This is a genomic window from Streptococcus mitis SK597, assembly GCF_000148545.1.
Lineage (GTDB): Bacteria > Bacillota > Bacilli > Lactobacillales > Streptococcaceae > Streptococcus > Streptococcus mitis_C.
Map to the genome: position 1 here is coordinate 1 of NZ_AEDV01000082.1, position 19,396 is coordinate 19,396.

Annotated in this window: 18 protein-coding genes, 3 tRNA genes and 4 pseudogenes; 7 read left to right on the top strand and 18 right to left on the bottom strand. The window is 39.4% G+C overall.

The features are described from left to right. Positions 1 to 224 precede the first annotated feature (224 nt). A pseudogene (pnuC, locus tag SMSK597_RS13415) lies at positions 225 to 746 on the bottom strand (nicotinamide riboside transporter PnuC); the annotation flags it as partial. 39 nt (positions 747 to 785) lie between these two features. Between pnuC and SMSK597_RS14105 the strand changes: the two are divergent. From SMSK597_RS14105 to SMSK597_RS13420, 5 genes and pseudogenes are all read left to right on the top strand, one after another. Continuing rightward, positions 786 to 1,136, top strand: a pseudogene (locus SMSK597_RS14105) (IS6 family transposase); the annotation flags it as partial. A 24-nt stretch (positions 1,137 to 1,160) separates the two neighbouring features. Further along, positions 1,161 to 1,481 (top strand): annotated as a pseudogene (locus tag SMSK597_RS14110) (DNA replication protein); the annotation flags it as partial. Further along, positions 1,474 to 1,710, top strand: a complete 237-nt coding sequence (locus SMSK597_RS10555) for a hypothetical protein (protein WP_001287844.1) — start codon at positions 1,474 to 1,476, stop codon at positions 1,708 to 1,710. The pseudogene SMSK597_RS14110 and the gene SMSK597_RS10555, both read left to right, overlap by 8 nt. A gap of 12 nt (positions 1,711 to 1,722) precedes the next feature. Then, a complete protein-coding gene (locus SMSK597_RS10560; RefSeq protein WP_025169703.1) occupies positions 1,723 to 1,950 on the top strand; it encodes a hypothetical protein in 228 nt (75 codons plus the stop codon). Further along, positions 1,938 to 2,099 carry a hypothetical protein gene (locus tag SMSK597_RS13420; protein ID WP_004238429.1) on the top strand — a complete coding sequence of 54 codons (162 nt, stop codon included), beginning with the start codon at positions 1,938 to 1,940 and terminating at the stop codon, positions 2,097 to 2,099. Before SMSK597_RS10560 ends, SMSK597_RS13420 begins: the two co-directional genes overlap by 13 nt. A 224-nt stretch (positions 2,100 to 2,323) precedes the next feature. On the opposite strand, the gene SMSK597_RS10570 is transcribed toward SMSK597_RS13420, so the two are convergent. The 14 genes and pseudogenes from SMSK597_RS10570 to SMSK597_RS10625 all read right to left on the bottom strand — a co-directional run bounded on the left by SMSK597_RS10570 (position 2,324) and on the right by SMSK597_RS10625 (position 16,985). Beyond that, entirely contained in the window at positions 2,324 to 3,124 is an 801-nt protein-coding gene (locus tag SMSK597_RS10570; RefSeq protein ID WP_000103848.1) for an energy-coupling factor ABC transporter ATP-binding protein, read from the bottom strand. After that, positions 3,111 to 3,947: an ABC transporter ATP-binding protein gene (locus SMSK597_RS0103040; RefSeq protein ID WP_000343050.1), complete on the bottom strand. Its 837-nt coding sequence runs from the start codon at positions 3,945 to 3,947 to the stop codon at positions 3,111 to 3,113. The genes SMSK597_RS10570 and SMSK597_RS0103040 overlap by 14 nt, the downstream gene beginning before the upstream one ends. Continuing rightward, positions 3,923 to 4,714, bottom strand: a complete 792-nt coding sequence (locus SMSK597_RS10575) for an energy-coupling factor transporter transmembrane component T (protein WP_025169704.1) — start codon at positions 4,712 to 4,714, stop codon at positions 3,923 to 3,925. The genes SMSK597_RS0103040 and SMSK597_RS10575 overlap by 25 nt, the downstream gene beginning before the upstream one ends. Further along, entirely contained in the window at positions 4,714 to 5,316 is a 603-nt protein-coding gene (locus tag SMSK597_RS10580; RefSeq protein ID WP_000846130.1) for a hypothetical protein, read from the bottom strand. Before SMSK597_RS10580 ends, SMSK597_RS10575 begins: the two co-directional genes overlap by 1 nt. Positions 5,317 to 5,651: 335 nt before the next feature. Beyond that, positions 5,652 to 7,172 (bottom strand): ABC transporter permease/substrate-binding protein, encoded by a 1,521-nt coding sequence (locus SMSK597_RS10585; protein WP_000182934.1) that lies wholly within the window; start codon positions 7,170 to 7,172, stop codon positions 5,652 to 5,654. After that, positions 7,165 to 7,893: an ATP-binding cassette domain-containing protein gene (locus tag SMSK597_RS10590; protein WP_000575217.1), complete on the bottom strand. Its 729-nt coding sequence runs from the start codon at positions 7,891 to 7,893 to the stop codon at positions 7,165 to 7,167. Before SMSK597_RS10590 ends, SMSK597_RS10585 begins: the two co-directional genes overlap by 8 nt. A 14-nt stretch (positions 7,894 to 7,907) precedes the next feature. Next, positions 7,908 to 8,099, bottom strand: a pseudogene (locus tag SMSK597_RS13050) (nuclear transport factor 2 family protein); the annotation flags it as partial. 34 nt (positions 8,100 to 8,133) lie between these two features. Next, a complete protein-coding gene (locus tag SMSK597_RS10595; protein WP_000655216.1) occupies positions 8,134 to 8,577 on the bottom strand; it encodes a MarR family winged helix-turn-helix transcriptional regulator in 444 nt (147 codons plus the stop codon). A gap of 144 nt (positions 8,578 to 8,721) precedes the next feature. Continuing rightward, positions 8,722 to 9,915, bottom strand: coding sequence for an O-antigen ligase family protein (locus tag SMSK597_RS10600; protein WP_004238435.1), 1,194 nt, complete (start codon positions 9,913 to 9,915; stop codon positions 8,722 to 8,724). A 137-nt stretch (positions 9,916 to 10,052) separates the two neighbouring features. Next, a complete protein-coding gene (gene gtfA / locus SMSK597_RS10605; protein ID WP_001122353.1) occupies positions 10,053 to 11,495 on the bottom strand; it encodes a sucrose phosphorylase in 1,443 nt (480 codons plus the stop codon). 301 nt (positions 11,496 to 11,796) lie between these two features. Continuing rightward, the gene (locus SMSK597_RS10610) at positions 11,797 to 12,630 is read right to left on the bottom strand and encodes a carbohydrate ABC transporter permease (protein WP_000711265.1); all 834 of its coding nucleotides are present in this window, start codon (positions 12,628 to 12,630) and stop codon (positions 11,797 to 11,799) included. Positions 12,631 to 12,646: 16 nt separating this feature from the next. After that, entirely contained in the window at positions 12,647 to 13,519 is an 873-nt protein-coding gene (locus tag SMSK597_RS10615) for a carbohydrate ABC transporter permease (RefSeq protein WP_001007686.1), read from the bottom strand. 18 nt (positions 13,520 to 13,537) lie between these two features. Further along, entirely contained in the window at positions 13,538 to 14,788 is a 1,251-nt protein-coding gene (locus SMSK597_RS10620; protein WP_000872426.1) for an extracellular solute-binding protein, read from the bottom strand. 34 nt (positions 14,789 to 14,822) lie between these two features. Beyond that, a complete protein-coding gene (locus SMSK597_RS10625; RefSeq protein ID WP_000538913.1) occupies positions 14,823 to 16,985 on the bottom strand; it encodes an alpha-galactosidase in 2,163 nt (720 codons plus the stop codon). Positions 16,986 to 17,092: 107 nt separating this feature from the next. Here SMSK597_RS10625 and SMSK597_RS10630 point away from each other — a divergent pair, with 107 nt between their 5' ends. Continuing rightward, positions 17,093 to 17,953, top strand: a complete 861-nt coding sequence (locus SMSK597_RS10630; protein WP_000959989.1) for an AraC family transcriptional regulator — start codon at positions 17,093 to 17,095, stop codon at positions 17,951 to 17,953. Further along, on the top strand, positions 17,950 to 18,885 hold the full coding sequence (birA, locus tag SMSK597_RS10635) for a bifunctional biotin--[acetyl-CoA-carboxylase] ligase/biotin operon repressor BirA (RefSeq protein ID WP_000844495.1): 936 nt from the start codon (positions 17,950 to 17,952) through the stop codon (positions 18,883 to 18,885). Before SMSK597_RS10630 ends, birA begins: the two co-directional genes overlap by 4 nt. 221 nt (positions 18,886 to 19,106) lie before the next feature. On the opposite strand, the gene SMSK597_RS0103045 is transcribed toward birA, so the two are convergent. The 3 genes from SMSK597_RS0103045 to SMSK597_RS0103055 form a co-directional block, all read right to left on the bottom strand. Continuing rightward, positions 19,107 to 19,194 (bottom strand) — tRNA-Ser (locus SMSK597_RS0103045). A gap of 6 nt (positions 19,195 to 19,200) precedes the next feature. After that, a tRNA-Ile gene (locus SMSK597_RS0103050) sits at positions 19,201 to 19,274 on the bottom strand. 35 nt (positions 19,275 to 19,309) lie between these two features. After that, a tRNA-Gly gene (locus tag SMSK597_RS0103055) sits at positions 19,310 to 19,380 on the bottom strand. Between the last annotated feature and the right edge of the window lie 16 nt (positions 19,381 to 19,396).

Consider the following 19,396-nt stretch of genomic DNA (forward strand, 5'->3'; position numbering starts at 1 on the left):
TACTTGAATACGGCAAGGTGAAGCTGACGTAGTTTGAATTTGATTTTCGAAGAGTATAAATACAGACTAGAGCTCAGTTGCCTTATGCCCAGGCTACTGAGTTTTTATTTTTTCGACAATAAAAGAGGACCTACTGATCCTCTTTTTCATCATATCAAATCCTTGATTTTCAACATTATCTGTTTTAACCGAAAACTCAAAACAGTACTTTCAAACATCTTTTCCTAGTTAGGTAAATCAGTATTCTGATTAGCAGCCTTGCTCCATTGATACCAACCAACTAGACTGTTGATGAGATAAATCAGGTATTTCCCTTGAATTTGCAGGCTTTCTCCCCACCAGAGATAGATTGAAAAGACATTAGTAGCTGCCCAGAATATCCATTGTTCACGGTAAACAGCTGTCATGAGGATTTGCCCGACCTCTTTGGTCGGATCTGTGATTGAATCACGATAGGGACGATTGGCACCAATAGACTGATAAATGAATCCAAAGACCAACCATCAAAGAATACTAATGGAAAGATACTTGGTCCAACCCTTGCCATCCAGCTTACGCGCGACAAACTCTTGTTGTTCTTTCTTAAACTGGGCTTGATAAATCCAAACCAAGAGACCAATTGGCTGCATAATTGTAAAATAGAGAATTGTTAAAACCTCACCATAGAAGCCTTTTTGAAGGGCAAGCACCAGATAAATGATGGAATTAATCAAACCAAATAGGTAGTTACTAGCACGACCTTCAGCTTCTCAAAGAGCAGAAAAAAGGTTAGTAAGGCTTGAGAGATGAATCATTTTAAAGGCAAACAATTCCAACAAGACGTCATCATTGTCGCTGTTGGTTATTACCTACGTTACAATCTGAGCTATCGTGAAGTTCAGGAATTGCTTTATGACCGTGGAATAAATGTTTGTCACACTACGATTTATCGGTGGGTTCAAGAATACAGTAAAATCCTCTATCATCTCTGGAAAAAGAAAAATAAACAGTCCTTCTATTCGTGGAAAATGGATGAAACCTATATCAAAATTAAGGGGCGTTGGCATTATCTCTATCAAGCGATTGATGCGGACGGTTTAACATTGGATATCTGGTTACGAAAGAAACGTCGAGCAGACGATAACAGCTATAAGTTAGAAGATACCGCCTATCAAGAAGATAAAGCACGCAAAGCAGAAACCGAAGATAAGCTAGCTATTAAAGCAATGAAAAGCAAGTACACCACGCTATTGCTAGAAAATATGTTGCTAAGTCCGTTTGAAATGCAAGATACAAAAATCATGGCAGGATTGCAAGTCCATGTTTACCCCCTCTATGACGAACTGAAAGAATTAAGAGGGCTAAATAGTGTTAAAGACCACTTGTCTTATGTTGCCAGCAGACGTGAAGAATATTCTAAGCATAATATCGCACGCTACCTCAAAAAAGCCATTGAACAATATCTACCAACGGTTAAAAGGCAGGACTTAAACCATGAGTGAAGACTTAAAAACGATCAAAGAGCTGGCGGATGAGTTGAGTGTTACAAAACAAAATATTCAATATCACTACCAAAGGTTACCAAAAGAATTACAGCTTAAAAGTTCCAATGGGTCTAATCTAATAAATTCTAAAGCAGAAAAAATAATTTTAGGTAATGTAGAAAGTAGTAGCAAATCAAATACCAAAGACCAACAAATAGAAAAACTAACTAATTTGTTAGACCAGTAACAACGATTAGCCTTGCAAGATAAAAAGTTGCTAGAAGAATACAAGGCGGAAAATGATAACTTAAAAGTCCTCAAAATGCCCTCACAGGAAACAGAATTCAAACACTTAGACAATCAATATAAAGATGAAGTGAACGCTCTTAAAGAGAAGTTGGAAAATTTGCATGAACAAATCAAAGATCAAAAAAGGATAGAAGAACAAGAAAAACCAATAAAATGGTGGGGACTATGGCGAAAATAGATGATTCAGTTAAAAAGAACGTTCCAGAATTGCGATTTAAAGGATTCACGGATGAATGGGAACAGCGTGAGTTGGGAGACGAAGTTCGAATAGTGATGGGACAGTCTCCTAATTCAGAAAATTATACTGATGATCCTAATGGGCGCTAAAAATGCGAAGACCTATGAAGACCTATTTTGTATTAGTCAAACAAAAAATCCAAAAGAAATGGTATATGATTATGACCATGAAACGAAGTAAAATCAAACCGAGTGATCTGAGGAAGCACCCGATGATCATGAAACGTTATTAAACACAAAAGTCACCCATGTGAGTTCTTGCCAGAAGCTGAAGTTAATCCTTCAACTTGGGAAACACGCAGAGGTGACTTTTTCTATACATCTCGATTTTTCTGGCAATAATCATTAACCGATAAATATGTCTGTGAATCACCCAGCGACTCCGCTATGTCCATAATCCGCGGTGGTAGTAATCCCACTCGCTGAACAAGTTCGTGATTGCTGAACAATTCCCGTGGACTGCCGGCGAAGCCAAACTTCCCGTGTTCCATAACATACACCGACTCAAACTCGGCGGCGACCCAATCCATGTCATGGGTGATGGTCACAACTTGGTGGCCCGAATCAGCCAACTGATGGAAAATTGCGGTCAACTTGCGCCGGCTTTCCCAATCAAGCGACATCATCGGCTCATCAAATAAATAAATCGCCGGATCCACTGCCAAAACTGTGGCAACGCTCAACAGCTTGCGTTCCGACAATGACAGGTCATATGGACTTTCAGCTGTTTTATCATCCAAGCCAACTCTTTTTAGAGCCGCTAAAGCCCGCCTCGTAATCGTGTCGTGGTCATCCATGACCTGCGCGACATTCCACTCCACCTCTCGTTGAACGGTCGGGTTGAAAAGCTGATCGTCAGGATTCTGAAAAGTAATCCCAACCTTCAGTAACTTTTCGACTGGTTTAAGATCATTAAAATTTTCTCCATCGATCTTAATCACACCGGTTTGTGGTGTCAGCAAGCCCGTCAACAATTTGAAGAGCGTTGATTTGCCGGCACCATTTTGGCCGACAATAGCCACCATCGGATCGGCGAAGTGTTTGTCTTCAACATCCAAGCTAAAGGACCGTTCCGGATAAGTGAACGTCAGGTGGCTTAGTTCAATTGTGGACATAACGAACCTCCTTCAGATCAGCGTAATTCACCGGATACCGGCCATCAGCCAAGTGCCAATCCATTTTTTGAGCAAGTTGCTGGATTGTCGGGGCTGGAATCTGCCAGTCAGCTGCCAAATGATTAAACACCTCACCCGGCCTGCCCTGGGCTACCATTTGACCCTCGTGCAGCACCCACACAACGTCGGCGACTTCGCACAAATCGTCAATTTCACTGGTGACAATGAAGACAGTCGTCTCTTTGACTTGGGCCAGCCATTGGAAAAATTGCCGGCGGCCAAGGGGATCCATCTCACTGGTCGGATCATCCATAATCAAAACAGCCGGATTAGCCACAATCGCCGTGGCAATTGCCAACCGCTGGATCTGACCACCGGAAAGGCTCTCGGGACGCAAATTCAGCTGTTCAATCAGCCCCATTTGCGTGGCAACTTCTTCAACCCGTTTTTGAATCAGTCCTTCAGCCATTCCCTGATTAATCAAGTCAAAGGCGATTTCATCGGCAACCGTGTCTGCCAACCCGCTTAGTTGGCCAGATGGATTTTGCAGTACAACTCCATTCATGGCATTATAAACGGGCCAATTGTCGGACACTCGCTGGCCAAACATGTGCCAATCGCCCTCAATCTCAGCAGACACAATTTTGGGAATGACCCCTGCCAGCACACGGCACAAAGTCGATTTGCCGGAGTGGCTATTCCCGATAATCCCAACCACCTGGCCGGTATGAACCTCCGCGTTAATCTGACGCAGTTGTGGTTGCTCAGTACCCGGATAACGGGTGGTCAAATTTTCAATTACAATCCGTTTATCTTCGTCCATATCTTCCACCCAATCAATAAAATTGCCAATCCAGTCAGACCAATGTGCAGCGTCCGCGACAGGCGATACACGCGCTGGGAGGTTCTGACAGTCCGGTTGAGATTATCAAAACCTCTCAGTTGGAGAGAAATCGACCGCGTCATCGATTGATCCAAGGTCTTAATCACCAATGGAATTAGAACCGGCAGGACTGACTTTAATTTCTGAATCAACGTTTTTTGCGGATTGGTTCCGCGAACTTTTTGTGCCTGCTGGATTTTCCGCATATTGCGCATCATTTCCGGCAAAATATAACACACCGACATCAGAATGTAGACGGTTTTATAAGACAATCCGGACAGTTCCAAATAGGCCGCGTTTTCTGAAATACTCGTGGTCACCATAAAAAAGCCACTGGTCAAAATAATCACCAATACTCGACAACCCAGAGTGGTGGCATAAATCAGGCCTTCTTTGTAGAACGACACCCCAAGCACAGAAAACAGCACAGTTTGATTCCGACTGTAAAATAACCCTTGGATGATCAGCATGGTGCAAATCAGAAACAGGCTGAATCCCAGCGCCTTAAAGGTGGTAGAACTCAATTTGGAAAATAACAATAGCAGTGTTGCGACAAGAATTAATCCGGCCTGAAGCAATAAATTCATACTGGCAAAGCTCAACAACGTCATGTCCAAGATGAACAAGAGTTTAGTAATCGGATCGATCACCTGGTACCACTTGAGCTTGACCCGTGGCGCTCCAGAAATCAATGTTTTATCAGTCATCATTTATCATCGCTAAAGAAGTGCACCATCCGCTTCGGCAGCTGACGATAGATGAAGAATGCCAGGTAGGCCACGCAGACTTTATCCAAAATATCCAAGACAAACTCATCGGTAAATGAGGCCAGCCACACTGGTGCATGATTGGCGACCATTACCGCAAACAATGAGTCACCCCAAGCGATACCGGTCTGACCACCCCAAAAGATGACGTTGAGTGGCGTTGAAATGACAGCTGAAACGATGGCAATAATAATAGCAGAAACAAATACTCGTCGCGCTGACGAGAACCACCCATTGGCGTGCAAAACTCCGACAGCAATCCCAATTCCGATGCTGGTAATCGCATACACGGTTGAAATTGGCGATAAGGTCAGCCCATAGATCACGTTGTTGATGAAACCACTAATGGCACCGGCAACCGGCCCAGCCAACATGCTGGTAAGAAAGGTTCCCAAAGACCCCAGCCAAACGGGCAACTTTAACCCCTCCGCCAAGGCTTTGGCAACATAGTTAATCCCCACGGCAGCGGGAATCAAAGTCATGGTGGCAGCACTTAACTTAAATTTCCACATACTGGTACGATGAATCGGTTCTGTTTTCATAATCTTCTCCTTTTGTTTTTAAAGAGCCGTGTCTGGATAGACTTTCGGACGCAACGCTCTATTATATATCTACTGAACTGTCTATACACAAGATTTCCAGCCTTAGTCGACATGAGCTGGAAATCTTTATTTGTTAAGTAGTTCACAACACATTATACACCTATTTTGTGAATAGTCAAGTGTATTTACAGTAAAATTCGAAAAATCCTGAAAATTTTCTCTTATTTCCCATTTTTAATGACATTTAATAACTCTAACATAAAAAAGCCCAGACGAAATTGTCTGAGCGTTCTTCTATATAGTCGTTTAAGTAAGTTGATCTTACGATTCTCAAGCTATTTCTTCAACAAACCTTGTTCTTGTAGAAACTCCTTTGCTACTTGTTCTGCTGACTTGCCTTCAACACCGACTTGGTAGTTGAGCTGGCTCATCTGGCTTTCAGTAATTTTACCAGCCAATTTATTGAGAACTGTTTCCAACTCAGGATGTTTCTTGAGAAGAGCTTCTTTCATGAGTGGAGCCCCTTGATAAGGTGGGAAGAGTTGCTTGTCATCTTCCAAGACCTGTAAATCATAACGCTCCAATTCCGCATCAGTCGAATAGGCGTCCGTAATTTGAATATCACCTGACTGAATTGCCTGATAGCGAAGGGCTGGCTCCATGGTCGCTACATTGAGATTGAGACCATACATTGATTGCAAGCCCTTATTACCATCTTCACGGTCATTAAACTCAAGGGTAAATCCAGCCTTCAACTGCCCTTCCACTTTTTTCAAGTCCGAAATGGTCTTCAAGCCATATTCTTGAGCAATCTTTTTCGGAACAGCTACAGCGTAGGTATTTTGATAAGACATGGGTTTGAGATAGGCTAGATGATCCTGTTTGGCAATGCCATCACGCGCCACATTATAAACCTGCTCTGGCTCATGACTCACTTTAGGTGATGGTTGCAGCAAACTTTCAGTCACCGTACCGGTAAATTCAGGATAGATGTCAATATCACCTTTTTTCAAAGCTTCATAGAGGAAGCTTGTTTTCCCAAAATTTGGTTTAACAGTCGCAGTCATACTGGTATTTTCTTCAATCAGCAATTTATACATATTGGCCAAAATTTCTGGTTCTGGACCCAATTTTCCAGCAATAACCAAGTTTTCTTTCTCTTTTTGAGCTAAGAGGGCTGGACTATAAGACAGACCTAGCAATAAGGTCACCAAGGCAAAACCAGAAAAAATCGTCCGCAATTTTGCTTTTTCCATCACTTTTAGTAGGAAGTTAAAGGCAATGGCAAGCACTGCAGAAGAAAGTGCCCCAATCAAAATTAGACTGGCATTATTACGGTCAATTCCCAAAAGGATAAAGGAACCCAGCCCCCCTGCACCAATCAAGGCCGCCAAGGTCGCTGTACCGATAATCAAGACAGCTGCCGTCCGAATCCCAGACATCATAACAGGCATGGCAAGCGGAATTTCAAACTTCTTGAGACGCTCCCATCTAGTCATCCCAAAGGCAATCCCAGCCTCTTGTAGACTTGGATCAATTCCCTTGAGTCCAGTGATAGTATTTTGCAAAATCGGAAAGATCGCATAAATCACTAGAGCTGTCAAAGCCGGCAAGGTTCCAATTCCCATCAAGGGGATAAAGAGCCCCAGCAAGGCCAGAGACGGGATGGTCTGGAAAATCCCTGCAATCTGCAAGACCCAGTCGGCCAACTTCTCATGATAGCGAAGATAAACAGCCAAGGGAATCGAAATAAAAATAGCGAGTAACAAGGTCAACAGTGACAACTGTAAATGTTGAGATAGAGCTGTTACCCAATCACCAAAACGATCCTCAAAAGTTGCAATTAAATTAGTCATGAACACTACCTCCAAACAAGTCTGCTACAAAGTCTGTTGCAGGAGCTTTTAAAATAGTCTCAGGATTCGCTACCTGACGAATCTCTCCATCCTGCAAAACGGCAATACGGTCCGCCAACTTCAAGGCTTCATCCGTATCATGGGTCACAAAAATCGTTGTCATCCCAAACTCTTTATGCAATTCTTTTGTCAGAACCTGCAACTGTTTTCTCGAAATAGCATCCAAGGCTGAAAAAGGTTCATCCATGAGGAGAATCTTGGGCTGACCAATCATAGCACGGACAATACCAACCCGTTGCTGTTCTCCACCAGATAATTCACTAGGCAAACGATGCCCATACTCAGCCACTGGTAAACCAACCTTAGCTAAAAGCTCTTCTGTTTTCTTCGCAATTTCTTCCTTAGTCCAACCCTTCATCTCAGGAATCAAGGCAATATTTTCCGCAACCGTTAGATTGGGAAAGAGAGCAATAGCCTGTAAAACATAACCAGTAGAAAGACGAAGTTCCCGCTCATCATAATCTTTGATGCGCTTGCCATCCATATAAATATTTCCATCAGTCGGTTCCAAGAGACGGTTAATCATCTTAATCATGGTCGTCTTACCGGACCCAGATGGCCCAACTAAAACCATAAACTCTCCATTATCAATCCGTAAATTGACATCTCTCAAGACATCTTTTTCTGTGTAGCGCAAGGCTACATTTTTGTATTCAATCATTCTTTGTCCTCATTTTAAAACTTTCCTCGATTGGTTAAGTCTTCTACCTTAGGCATGACTTCCTTATTGTCCCAATGCTCCACAATTTTCCCGTTCTCTAAACGGAAGATATCGTACCGGGCATAAGCAAGGCCATCAATCTGAGTCTGACCATAGCTAACCACTTAGTTTCCTTGTCCTAAGAGTTGGAAAACAAAGTCAAAAGTGGCCTTTACTTATAAACAGCTAATTTGATCTATTTTAATCCTCTTTTGCCTTCTCTTTCAGATTCGCCAAAATTCTTTCTTGAAAGGCTTCAAACTGACGAATTTCTTCCTCTGAAAAACCTTTGTAAAAAACCGTATCCAATTTCTGACTGACACGATGCCCCACTTCTTTCTGGGACTTGCCTAACTCCGTTAAAACTAAATACTTCTTACGCTTGTCTTCCCCACACGGACTAACAATTACAAGTTTTTGTTCCTCTAGCTTTTTTATCATAGTCGTCAGCGTATTATTCGCAAGCCCAGTCGAAAGCGCGATATCTGTCGCAGTTGCGCAGCCAGTTTCACTATTCCATAAAACCGCTAAAATCTTGCCCTGTTCACCCCTATAAAGAGCCTCAGGATCTTGGCTCAGTAACTTTTGAAAAATCCGTCCATTCAATAAACGAATATGATGGGCTACCAAATGACTATCTTTCATGACACCTCCAATTTATTTCTATATCGAAACGAATAAAACAATTGTAACACTAATTGTTCTAACTGTCAACTATTTCGATTTAGAAATAATTTTTCCCAGTAAAAAAACCTCCTACCCAAGATAGAAGATTTTAATTTTATAAACTTAATCCGTCATGTCCGATACCAAAGTTCGATGCTCCAATGGAACACTGCACATAACTAGCAAGAAAATGAAACCTGACTGAATCCAGAAGAGGGCCAAGTCAAAGATTCCGTGTACAGCAACCACTGTAAGGAAAGACAGATAAAGACCGATAATCGGGCGTTTCCCCGACTCCTGACTCATATCCATCATCAAGCGAACAGGAGGAACAGAAGACAAAACTAATAAAATAGTCCCCACAATTCCATAACTCAGAATCGTATCAATATAAAGACTGTGAGCATGTTCATGATAAGGAGCATTTATTCTAGGATAAGAGTGCATATAGGTCAATGGCCCCTCACCCCAAAAAGGATTTTGCTTAAACAAGGCCATCCCAGCATCCCAGATAGAAATGCGTTCTTCCATAGAAGAATCTAAAGTCCCCATCCGAACTCCTAAATCACTGGAAAAGAGGAAGCTCAAGCCAATCGCAAAGACCCCAATACTAAGCCAAAAGGCCTTCCAGTTTTTAATGGTCGTAAAGAGATAGATGATTGCTCCAGCGATAATAGCAGGAAAGGCAGTTCGATTTTGCGTAAAGTTCAAACCAAAGAGATTCACAAAACCTGCAATCACACAAAATACTTTCAACCAATTCAACTTGGTCGTTGTAAACAGATAGAAGGCAATCATGATACAGAAACAACAAATAATTCCATAATAATTAGGATTAAAGAAGGTCACTTCTGCACGATTCTGATGCCACACCTGCATATTGGGTGAAAGAAAAGCATAGTTGAATTTCTTCACAATTTGGAAATGTTCTAAACTCGCAAAAGCAGCTGACAAGACGCTACCAAACAAGACGAGCTGCAAAATCAATCGAAAGAATTTATGTGATAAAATCGACTGATAATGCAAAAAGAAAACAGTAAATAGAAAAATTCCTACTGAAGCTACAACTCCCATCCAATTTTGTGCAAAAACGGATATAACAGTACTATAGCCAAGAAAAAGAAGCAGCATCGGATGCTCCCCCATTTTCTGAAGAATACTTTTCATGTCTCCTGTAAAAATCAAACTGATAATATATAAACAGAATACAACTACAAAAAGATAAAAGGGTAAAAAGATACTCAGGATAATTCCCAATAAAATCAGCTCTTTACTAGACAACCCTCTCAGCTTTTCAATAAAGCCTATTGATTTCAAAATGAATCCTTTCTCTCCAAATCAGTTGATTCAGATAATAGTAAGCTACCTTTTATTGTACCACTTTTTTAGCAATTTGAAAACAAAGGAAACGTTTTTAAAAATAAAAACCCTATTTTATCAACCATATCAAGGCTTCAAAATGTTACTTCAATTCCGTTCTCAATTACCCGATAAGTCTGATTTTGCAAATCAATTTCTGCTACTGCTGTTACGGACTTATCTTTATTTTGACGTTTGATTACAATGCTGTGAGCTGTTGGTGTTTCAACGTCAATAGTTCCTTCTAAATCAAATGCTTCTGAACGATTACGGAAAGAAAATAGATTGAGAAGTTCCTTCACCACAGGACGTTGGACTTCTTCTGCTATTTCCTCATTGCTATAGTAATGACGATTAATATTTCGACCTTCTTTAGTTTCTTCTAATAATTTCAAATCATTCTTGCCTGCTAATAGACCTACATAGTAAACCTGAGGAATACCTGGGGCAAAAGCTTGAATTAGACGAGCGAGAAAATACTTGACATCATCGTCTCCAAGCGCAGAATAGTAGGTTGAATTGATTTGGTAGATATCTAAATTGTTATACTCGGCACTAGAGTACTTACGTTTGACATTAGCTCCAACCTTATAGAGCTCATTTGAAGCATAGTCGATTTCCTCATCAGTCAGGATATCCTTGACATCCACCACTCCAATCCCATCATGGGTGTCTAGCGTCGTAAATTGCTTCATTGGGCTCATCTTTAACCACTTAGCCAAACGCTCTGTTCTGGAACTGTAAAGAGTATAAAGTGTCACCATTGGAAGAGCAAAATCATAAACATAGTAATCGTGATCCGCTATTTTAAACTGAATCGAATAATGTTCATGAATCTCAGGTAAGAGCTCTGTCCCATATTCAGCAGCGATGTCTCGAACTTTGTCTAATAAATCCCAAATATCTGGTTCCACAAAGAAATCATTGGTATCCAATTTCTTCACTGCATAAGCAAAGGCATCTAAGCGAATCAAATCACACCCATTACTTGCCAAGTGCTGAATGGTCTTACGGATAAATTCCATAGTTACTTCTTTGGTCACATCAAGATCAATCTGCTCCTCACCAAAGGTATTCCACAAATGTTCCACTGAACCATCTTCAAAGACAATCTCTTGCTTTGGTGCACGATCCTTACGCTTGTAAATTAAATCTACATCAGACTGTGTCGGACGGTTTTCTGGCCAAAACTTATCCCAGTTTAAAAAGAGATCTTTAAATTCACTGGCTTCATGTTTTTCTTGATAGTCTTTATAATACTTGGATTGACGAGAAATATGATTAATCATAAAGTCAAACATAAGATAATATTTCTCACCTAAACGCTTAACATCCTCCCAATCACCAAAAGCTGAGTCCACTTCGTCGTAGTCAACTGGCGCAAATCCACGATCACCTGTTGATGGGAAAAATGGTAGAAGGTGAACTCCTCCAATAGCATCTCCAAAATACTCTTCCAAATTATCATATAAGTCTTTAAGATTATTTCCAAGACTATCTGAATAGGTAATCAACATAGTTTTATTCTGAATTGGCATCATTACTCTCCTTTTTCTAATTGAAGCCAAGTCTCATATGACCTGGCTTCGTAAATCAAATTCATTTTAAATCTCTGTTTATCATCAAACTCGTACTAATATAGACTGTGATAAACTAAGTACTACTTTCTTGTTTTCTAAATAGAATTATCAACAAGCTGAATCGTCCCTTCGTATATGGAATTGAACACGGGACTAATTTCTTAAGAAAAAAGATAAATCTTCTTGTGTGCAAGCACACTACGTCAATTTCCTATTTTTCTACAGAAATTTTCAGCAAGCTGAATCGTCCCTTTGTATCTTATTTCACTGCTCCGTTGCTCATTCCTGAAATAATATGTTTTTGGAAGATGAGGTAGACGACAGTAATTGTTACAATTCCCACAATATAGGATGCAAAACTTGGCCCATAGTCATTAAAATACTGACCTTGGTAGTTGTACTGGAAGAGAGGCAAAGTCCACATCTTGGAATCCTTATTCAAAATCAACAGTGGCAACATAAAGTCATTCCAGAACCATAATGCATTGATAATCAAGGTTGTAGCATGCATGGGCTTCAGCATTGGAAAGATAATTCGACGGTAAGTTGTAAATCGATCAGCCCCATCAATTTCTGCAGCTTCATCTAAACTATCTGGTACACTGATTTTAATATAACCAACATACAAGAAAAGGGTCTGTGGAATTGCATAAGTTAGATAGAGTAGTACCAACCCCCACATATTTGCCAGGCCGAGTTTGCTCATCATAACTGTGATAGGAATCATAATCACCTGAAATGGAACAAATATCCCTAAGATCAAGAGCGAATACATAATTGCAAAGGCTTTTTTCTTGGACATATTTCGAGCAATGGAATAGGCTGCAGCTGGTATAAAGAAGGCTACTACAATCAATGATAACACCGTAATAACAGCTGAATTCCAGAAATAGCCTCCAATCCCATCCGAAACTAATCGTTCATAATTGCTTAATGTAAAAGGATTGGGCAAACCAAAGAAATGATTCATGATATCCTTGGTTGTCTTGAAGGAACTAAAAACCGTTACCAACAAAGGAACAAGTATGAGAATACCACCTACTATCAAGAGGACATACTTCCAAAACTGATTCAATTTTTCTTCTTTTTTCATGTGTAAGACTCCCCTATTAGATTTCAAATTTCTTTGATAGTTTGATTTGGATAAGAGAAACAATTCCAATAATTAAGAATAAAATCAAGGCAATTGCATTCGCATATCCATATTGATTACTCTTGAAGGCATAGTTATAGACTAAAAGACCAAGAGACGTTGTAGCATTATTAGGACCACCACTCGTCAAGGCAAAAATTTGGTCAAAGGCAGTCAAACCGGACTTAAGAGCTAGGATAAAAACCATAGAAATCGTTGGCAACAAATATGGTAATTCAATCTTCCAAAAAGTTTGTTTGCTTGTTGCACCATCAATTGATGCCGCCTCCAAAATATCAGATGGAATACTCTGAAGACCAGCAAGAAAGAGAATAATTGGCATTGCTACTCCTTGCCATAGAAGAACAAAAATAGTTGCCACTACCGCACCGATAGGTGTTCCTAATAGACTTTCTTGTAAAAAACTAATCCCTAAAATTTTTCCAATCGTTGGAAGACCATAGTTAAAGAATTGTTTAAAAATCAAGGAAACTGTCAAACCAGACAAAACTGCCGGGAAAAAGAACCATGCTCTAAAGAAGGTCTGCCCTTTCATCTTAGAATTTAAGGCTCGAGCGACAACCATCCCAATTGTAATCTCTCCAATAATCAATGCCAGGGTTAAAATCAAAGTAAAAGCAATGGCTGTGAAGAATTTCCCATCAATCATAAGCAATTTGTAGTTATTCAGACCGACAAATTTATAATTATAGGTCAATCCAGTCCAGTTAGTCAAACTATAGAAAGCACCTTGTACCATTGGAAAGTAAAAGAAGATAGCTTGTAATGCAAGCGGGATAAGCAAAAAAGTCCAACCCCAGTATTTATTTAAAAATTTTCGAATAGCCATATCATCTTAACTCCTATTCTAGTTCAAATCTGCCTTCATTGGATTAAAGAAAGCATTGAGATTGTTTGCCATATTTTTCAGATTTTTATCCATCAAGTAACCTGCACTTAGATTGAAAAAATCTTCTTCAGAATTCCAGTGTTGGCCCAACCAAACATAATGTTTATCCGTAAATGCCAGTTTAGAAATCTCTGCAAGTGCTGAATCTTCTTTTTCCTGTACACCTTTCACCGCAACTGGTGATCCATCCACATCATAATATGCTTGCATAGCTTTTGGACTAGTCATATAGCTGATAAATTCTTCGGTTTCTTTAGGATGTTTGGTAGTAGCTGAAGTTGATAATGCCATGTCCCCTGCACCAACAGTGACTTCTTTTCCTACTTCTTCTCCTGGGAAGGCAAACATCCCCACATCAAATTTTGGATCCTGTTGATTAATTGCCGCTAATGCCCACGATCCTTGTGGCATCATCAAGGCTTTTTCATTCGAGAATGCTACCACCGCATCATTATAAGAGGCACCACGCCATCCATCTTGAGCATTGTCTGCCAACAAATCGAGTCGTTCTGCATCTGCTTTTAAAATAGCATCATCTGCAGAAATAGCATTTGGTTTTGAAAAGCGAAGATAGTTATTAGCTGCGTCTCCACTGCCTGTAATGGTAATGAGAGAAAGTTGGTGATAACCGTTTAATGTCCATCCTTCATTGCCTGCAACTGCAAACGGAGAATTCCCACTATCTTTTATCTTTTTAACAATCTCTTGAAACTCTTTAAAAGTCTTCGGTTCCTCAAATCCTAATTCTTTAAACTTTGTTTTATTGTAATAGATTCCATAAAGGTTAGCAGTTAAAGGCACACTATAAATCTTATTATTGATTGCATACTTTTCTGCATAGTCATTCTTAATGTTCTCAAGATAAGATTTCCCTGTCATATCTGTAAAGTAACCTGCTTTTGCCCACTCCTGAAAATCCATATTTTGAGGATAGATATTAACAATATCTGGAACATCTCCTGATAAAATCCGAGTCTTCAGAACAATTCCAGCTGCCGGAACAGTCGTCAGTTTTACATCAATAGTAGGATGATCCTTTTCAAAATGATCTACAATTTTTTGCAAAGTATCCGCCATTTCGGTTTTCTGGTTAAAAAATTCAATCGTTACCTTTCCATCAATCGATTGATTATTCTGATCACAAGCTGCTAGGCCTAGTAAACTAACCCCAGCTACTAAAAGAAAACCTGCTTTCTTATACCATTTCATTGGAAAGCCTCCTTTATAAATTTATACACCTTTATTATAGCCTTTTAAAAATATACTGTTTACTCAAAAAATCTCCTTGGGATAAGATAACAGTTAATCCTGCATACATGAGTTCTGCACCTGAGTAAACTACTCCATTTTCCTGTAATTCATATAGTCCCTCTTCATCCAAATCTTTTAACTTTAAAGTTGTTTCCATGGTCTCTACAACTGACAAAACGCGAACGTAGGTTACAATCGTTTGATTTTTGTAATTAAATTGTAGAGCTGCTTCATTGGATGCAGACTCGGGATTGATTAACCTATACTGTTGTCCTAACTGAACTACTGGTCGTAATTCTTTATACAAGTTCACCTGATTAGCAATCTCAGCTTTCTCTTCATCTGATAAACTTGTCAAATCAAGCTCATATCCCAAATTTCCCATCATTGCTACATGGCCACGTGTTTCTAATGGTGTCGTTCGCCCCATCTGGTGATTCGGTACTGCTGAAACATGAGCCCCCATAGAAATGGTTGGATAGAGATAAGATGACCCGTATTGAATTGGTAAACGTGCAATGGCATCAGTATTATCACTTGCCCAGACTTGAGGGAAATAACGCATCATACCAAGATCATTTCGTCCACCACCACCAGAGCAGGACTCAAAGAGAATATGGCTGTGCTTCTCTGTCAGATAAGAAACGAGTTCGTAAAGCCCCAGCATGTACTGATGAGATTGCATCTGTGTCTCTAGATAGTTCGATCCATTCCCTAGCTTAGTAATATTACGATTCATATCCCATTTGATGTAGTCAAACTCATGATAAGATAGGAGTTGATCTAAGACATTTTTCAAGTATTCTACTACCTGAGGATTGGCAAGATTAAGTACTAGTTGATTTCTAGAATAGGTATGTTCATATCCTGGAACCTGAATAGCCCAGTCAGGATGTTTACGATACAAATCACTATCTACAGAAATCATTTCAGGTTCTAACCAAAGCCCAAACTTCAAACCTCTTTCATGGATATCTGAAATCAGACTTTCTAGGCTTCCACCCAGTTTTTCCTCATTAACACTCCAGTCACCTAAAGCACGATTATCATCAAAGCGATTGCCAAACCAACCATCATCTAATACAAAAAGTTCAATGCCAACTTTCTTAGCTTCATCAGCTAGCTCTAACAGTTTTTCTCTCTGAAAGTCAAAGTAGGTAGCTTCCCAGTTATTGATTAGAATTGGGCGTTCTTTTTTAGAAAAGTTACTTGGCATAATGTGCTTCAGTATAAAATTCTGACTTTCATGACTAACACCAGTTAATCCCTTATCTGAATAGGTCATTAAAGCTACCGGTGTTTCAAAGTATTCCTCAGCGTCTAACTTCCAAGAAAAGTTTTCTGGATTAATCCCAATAGCCAGCCGAACTTCATTCAATTGATTCTTTTGAACAAAAGCTTCAAAGTTTCCACTATACATTAGTTGAATAGCAAACACATTCCCAGCATCCTCTGTGACTCCTTGATCACATAGTAGAAGAGCTGGTGTTTGAGCATGACCCGAAGCCCCACGGTTTGAACTAATCGAAAAGGTTCCTTGTTCTATCTGTTGACGTCTGACAGTCTTTTCACGAGCATAAGCACCCTGCAGAGTTACGATTTCGTAAGCTGCAGCAGGGAAATCAGCCATAAAAGAAAAATCTTTATGGATGACAACTTCCTGATTACTATTATTCTCTAATTTACTGTAGCTAGCAATTGTCGAATCATTATTAAAAGCAGTATAATACAAATTCAGACTAAGATGAGCCTTAGAATCTTCTAATATTAAGACAAGAGTCTCTGTATTGTCCATGCTATGTGGAGAAGGTAAGCCCTGTGGACCATTCTGACCTTTTAAAATCTTTGCTTCTACAAATCGAAAGTCTGTTACTTCAGTTACACTATGCTGAATCTGTATAGTTGGTTTCCTAAAATCTCCTAAGCCATGTTGTCCAACAATCTGACGTTGCGTATCTAAACTAAAGGTTCGATTATGAGCCGTTGGATTTCCTGAAAAGGCATGGTCTCGTTCATAAACACTATTGGAACCTTTATAGTTCTTAATAGTCTTTCCTAAATGTTTCAAAAGTAAGTAGCCATTTCGATTTTCAATAATCAAACTTAGATTTTTACTCTCAACATAAAATAGATTATTCTCTATCCTAACTCCCATTTACTTCACCTCATCACTTTATTGATTCTATTTTATCATCTGAAATCGCTTTCCAAAATAGAAAAATGTCTCAAGAATATGGTAAAATGTTAGGTAGGAGGTAGCACATGCTAGTTTTTTCAGAATACCAGACTGGAACAATCGACCTTTCCCTAAGCTTTTATGGATATGAGGAATGCACACCTAATTACTCTTTTGGTCCAGCAATTCGAGATACATACGTCCTACATTACATTACTAAAGGACAAGGAAAATTTCATTACAAGGGTAAAATTGTTGATTTAAAAGAAGGAGATTTCTTTCTATTAAAACCAGATGAACTAACCTTTTATCAAGCAGATAGTGAAGAACCTTGGTCCTACTACTGGTTAGGAATCACTGGAGGGAAAGCTCCTGATTATTTTGCTCTTTCTCAAATTTCTGATCAATCCTATCTCATCCAATCTGAAACTTGTCATACCCAGACCACTGCAAAACTCATCTCAGACATTGTCCGCTTCGCTCAGATTACCAAATCAAATGAATTAGCTCAACTCCATATCATGGGACAACTCCATGAACTGATGTTTCATCTGGGAACTATTGCTCCCAATCAGAAGAAAAAGAATATTTCATCGACCCACCAACTCTATCTTGAATGCAAAAGATTAATTGATAGCCACTATCCTCAATCACTTACAATTCAAGATTTAGCAAAAGAACTATCCGTTCACAGAAGCTACTTATCAAGCGTATTCAAAGAATTTAATACCTTATCCCCAAAAGAATACCTACTATACGTTCGAATGTATCGAGCTAAACAACTCCTCGAAAATACCCAAGAGTCAATCAAGGTAATTGCATACTCGGTAGGCTTTTCAGATCCACTACATTTTTCTAAAGCTTATAAACAATACTTTAATCAGACTCCAAGTCAAACAAGAAAAGAATATTCTCAACACCAACTAGTGAGAAAGGAAACACTATGAAATCCTACCAAGCCGTCTACCAAATTCTAGCTAAAGAAACCGATTATATCAGCGGAGAAAAAATTGCAGAAGAACTATCACTGACCCGAACATCAATTTGGAAAGCCATCAAGCGTTTAGAACAAGAAGGCATTGAAATTGATAGTATCAAAAACAAAGGCTATAAACTGGTGAATGGAGACCTTATTCTTCCAGAACTTCTAGAAGAAAATCTTCCAATTAAAGTCAGCTTTAAACCCGAAACAAAATCAACACAACTAGATGCAAAAGAAGCAATTGATTTAGGCCATGAAGCAAATACCCTCTATCTAGCTTCCTATCAAACAGCAGGCCGAGGCCGTTTTCAACGTTCCTTCTACTCACCACAAGGTGGTATTTATATGACACTCCATCTTAAACCAAATCTCCCCTATGACAAATTACCATCCTACACACTACTTGTAGCTGGAGCTATCTACAAAGCCATTAAGAACCTAACTTTAATAGATGTCGACATAAAATGGGTCAATGATATCTACCTAAACAATCATAAAATTGGAGGAATTCTCACTGAAGCAATGACATCTGTAGAAACAGGCTTAGTCACAGATATCATTATTGGAGTAGGAATCAACTTTACTATTAATGATTTCCCACAAGAATTAAAAGAAAAAGCTGCTAGCTTATTTAAAACTACAGCTCCAATAACAAGGAATGAATTAATTATCGAAATATGGCGTGCTTTCTTCGAAACACCAGCAGAAGAGCTATTATACCTATATAAAAAACAGTCATTCGTTCTAGGAAAAGAAGTTACTTTCACAATAGATCAAAAAGACTACAAAGGACTTGCTAAAGATATCTCAGAAAATGGAAAGCTTTTGGTGCAATGTGATAACGGAAAAGAAATCTGGCTCAATAGCGGAGAAATTTCACTCAAGAGTTGGAAGTAATAATAAACTAGCACAACCATAAAATCGACAATATATAGTAGATTGAATCTGGAACAGTTCTTGTTTCCATCTACTATATAAAGATTTTAGCTTTTCTGCAGCCCACTACAGTTGACAAAGAACGCAAAAAAACGTCAGATAAGTAATCCAATTAAGTTTTACAGATCTGAAGTTTTATTGTCTCTAAAAATAAAAAAGAGAGTTACAAACTCTCATTAAAACGGAGAATAAGGGATTCGAACCCTTGCGCCAGTTACCCGACCTAACGATTTAGCAAACCGTCCTCTTCAGCCTCTTGAGTAATTCTCCAATTAATGGGCACGAGTGGACTCGAACCACCGACCTCACGCTTATCAGGCGTGCGCTCTAACCACCTGAGCTACGCGCCCAAGTTAAAAAACTTGGTAATTTGAACAAAGTTCAAAGCGGGTGACGAGAATCGAACTCGCGACAACAGCTTGGAAGGCTGTAGTTTTACCACTAAACTACACCCGCATAAATACTATCAATA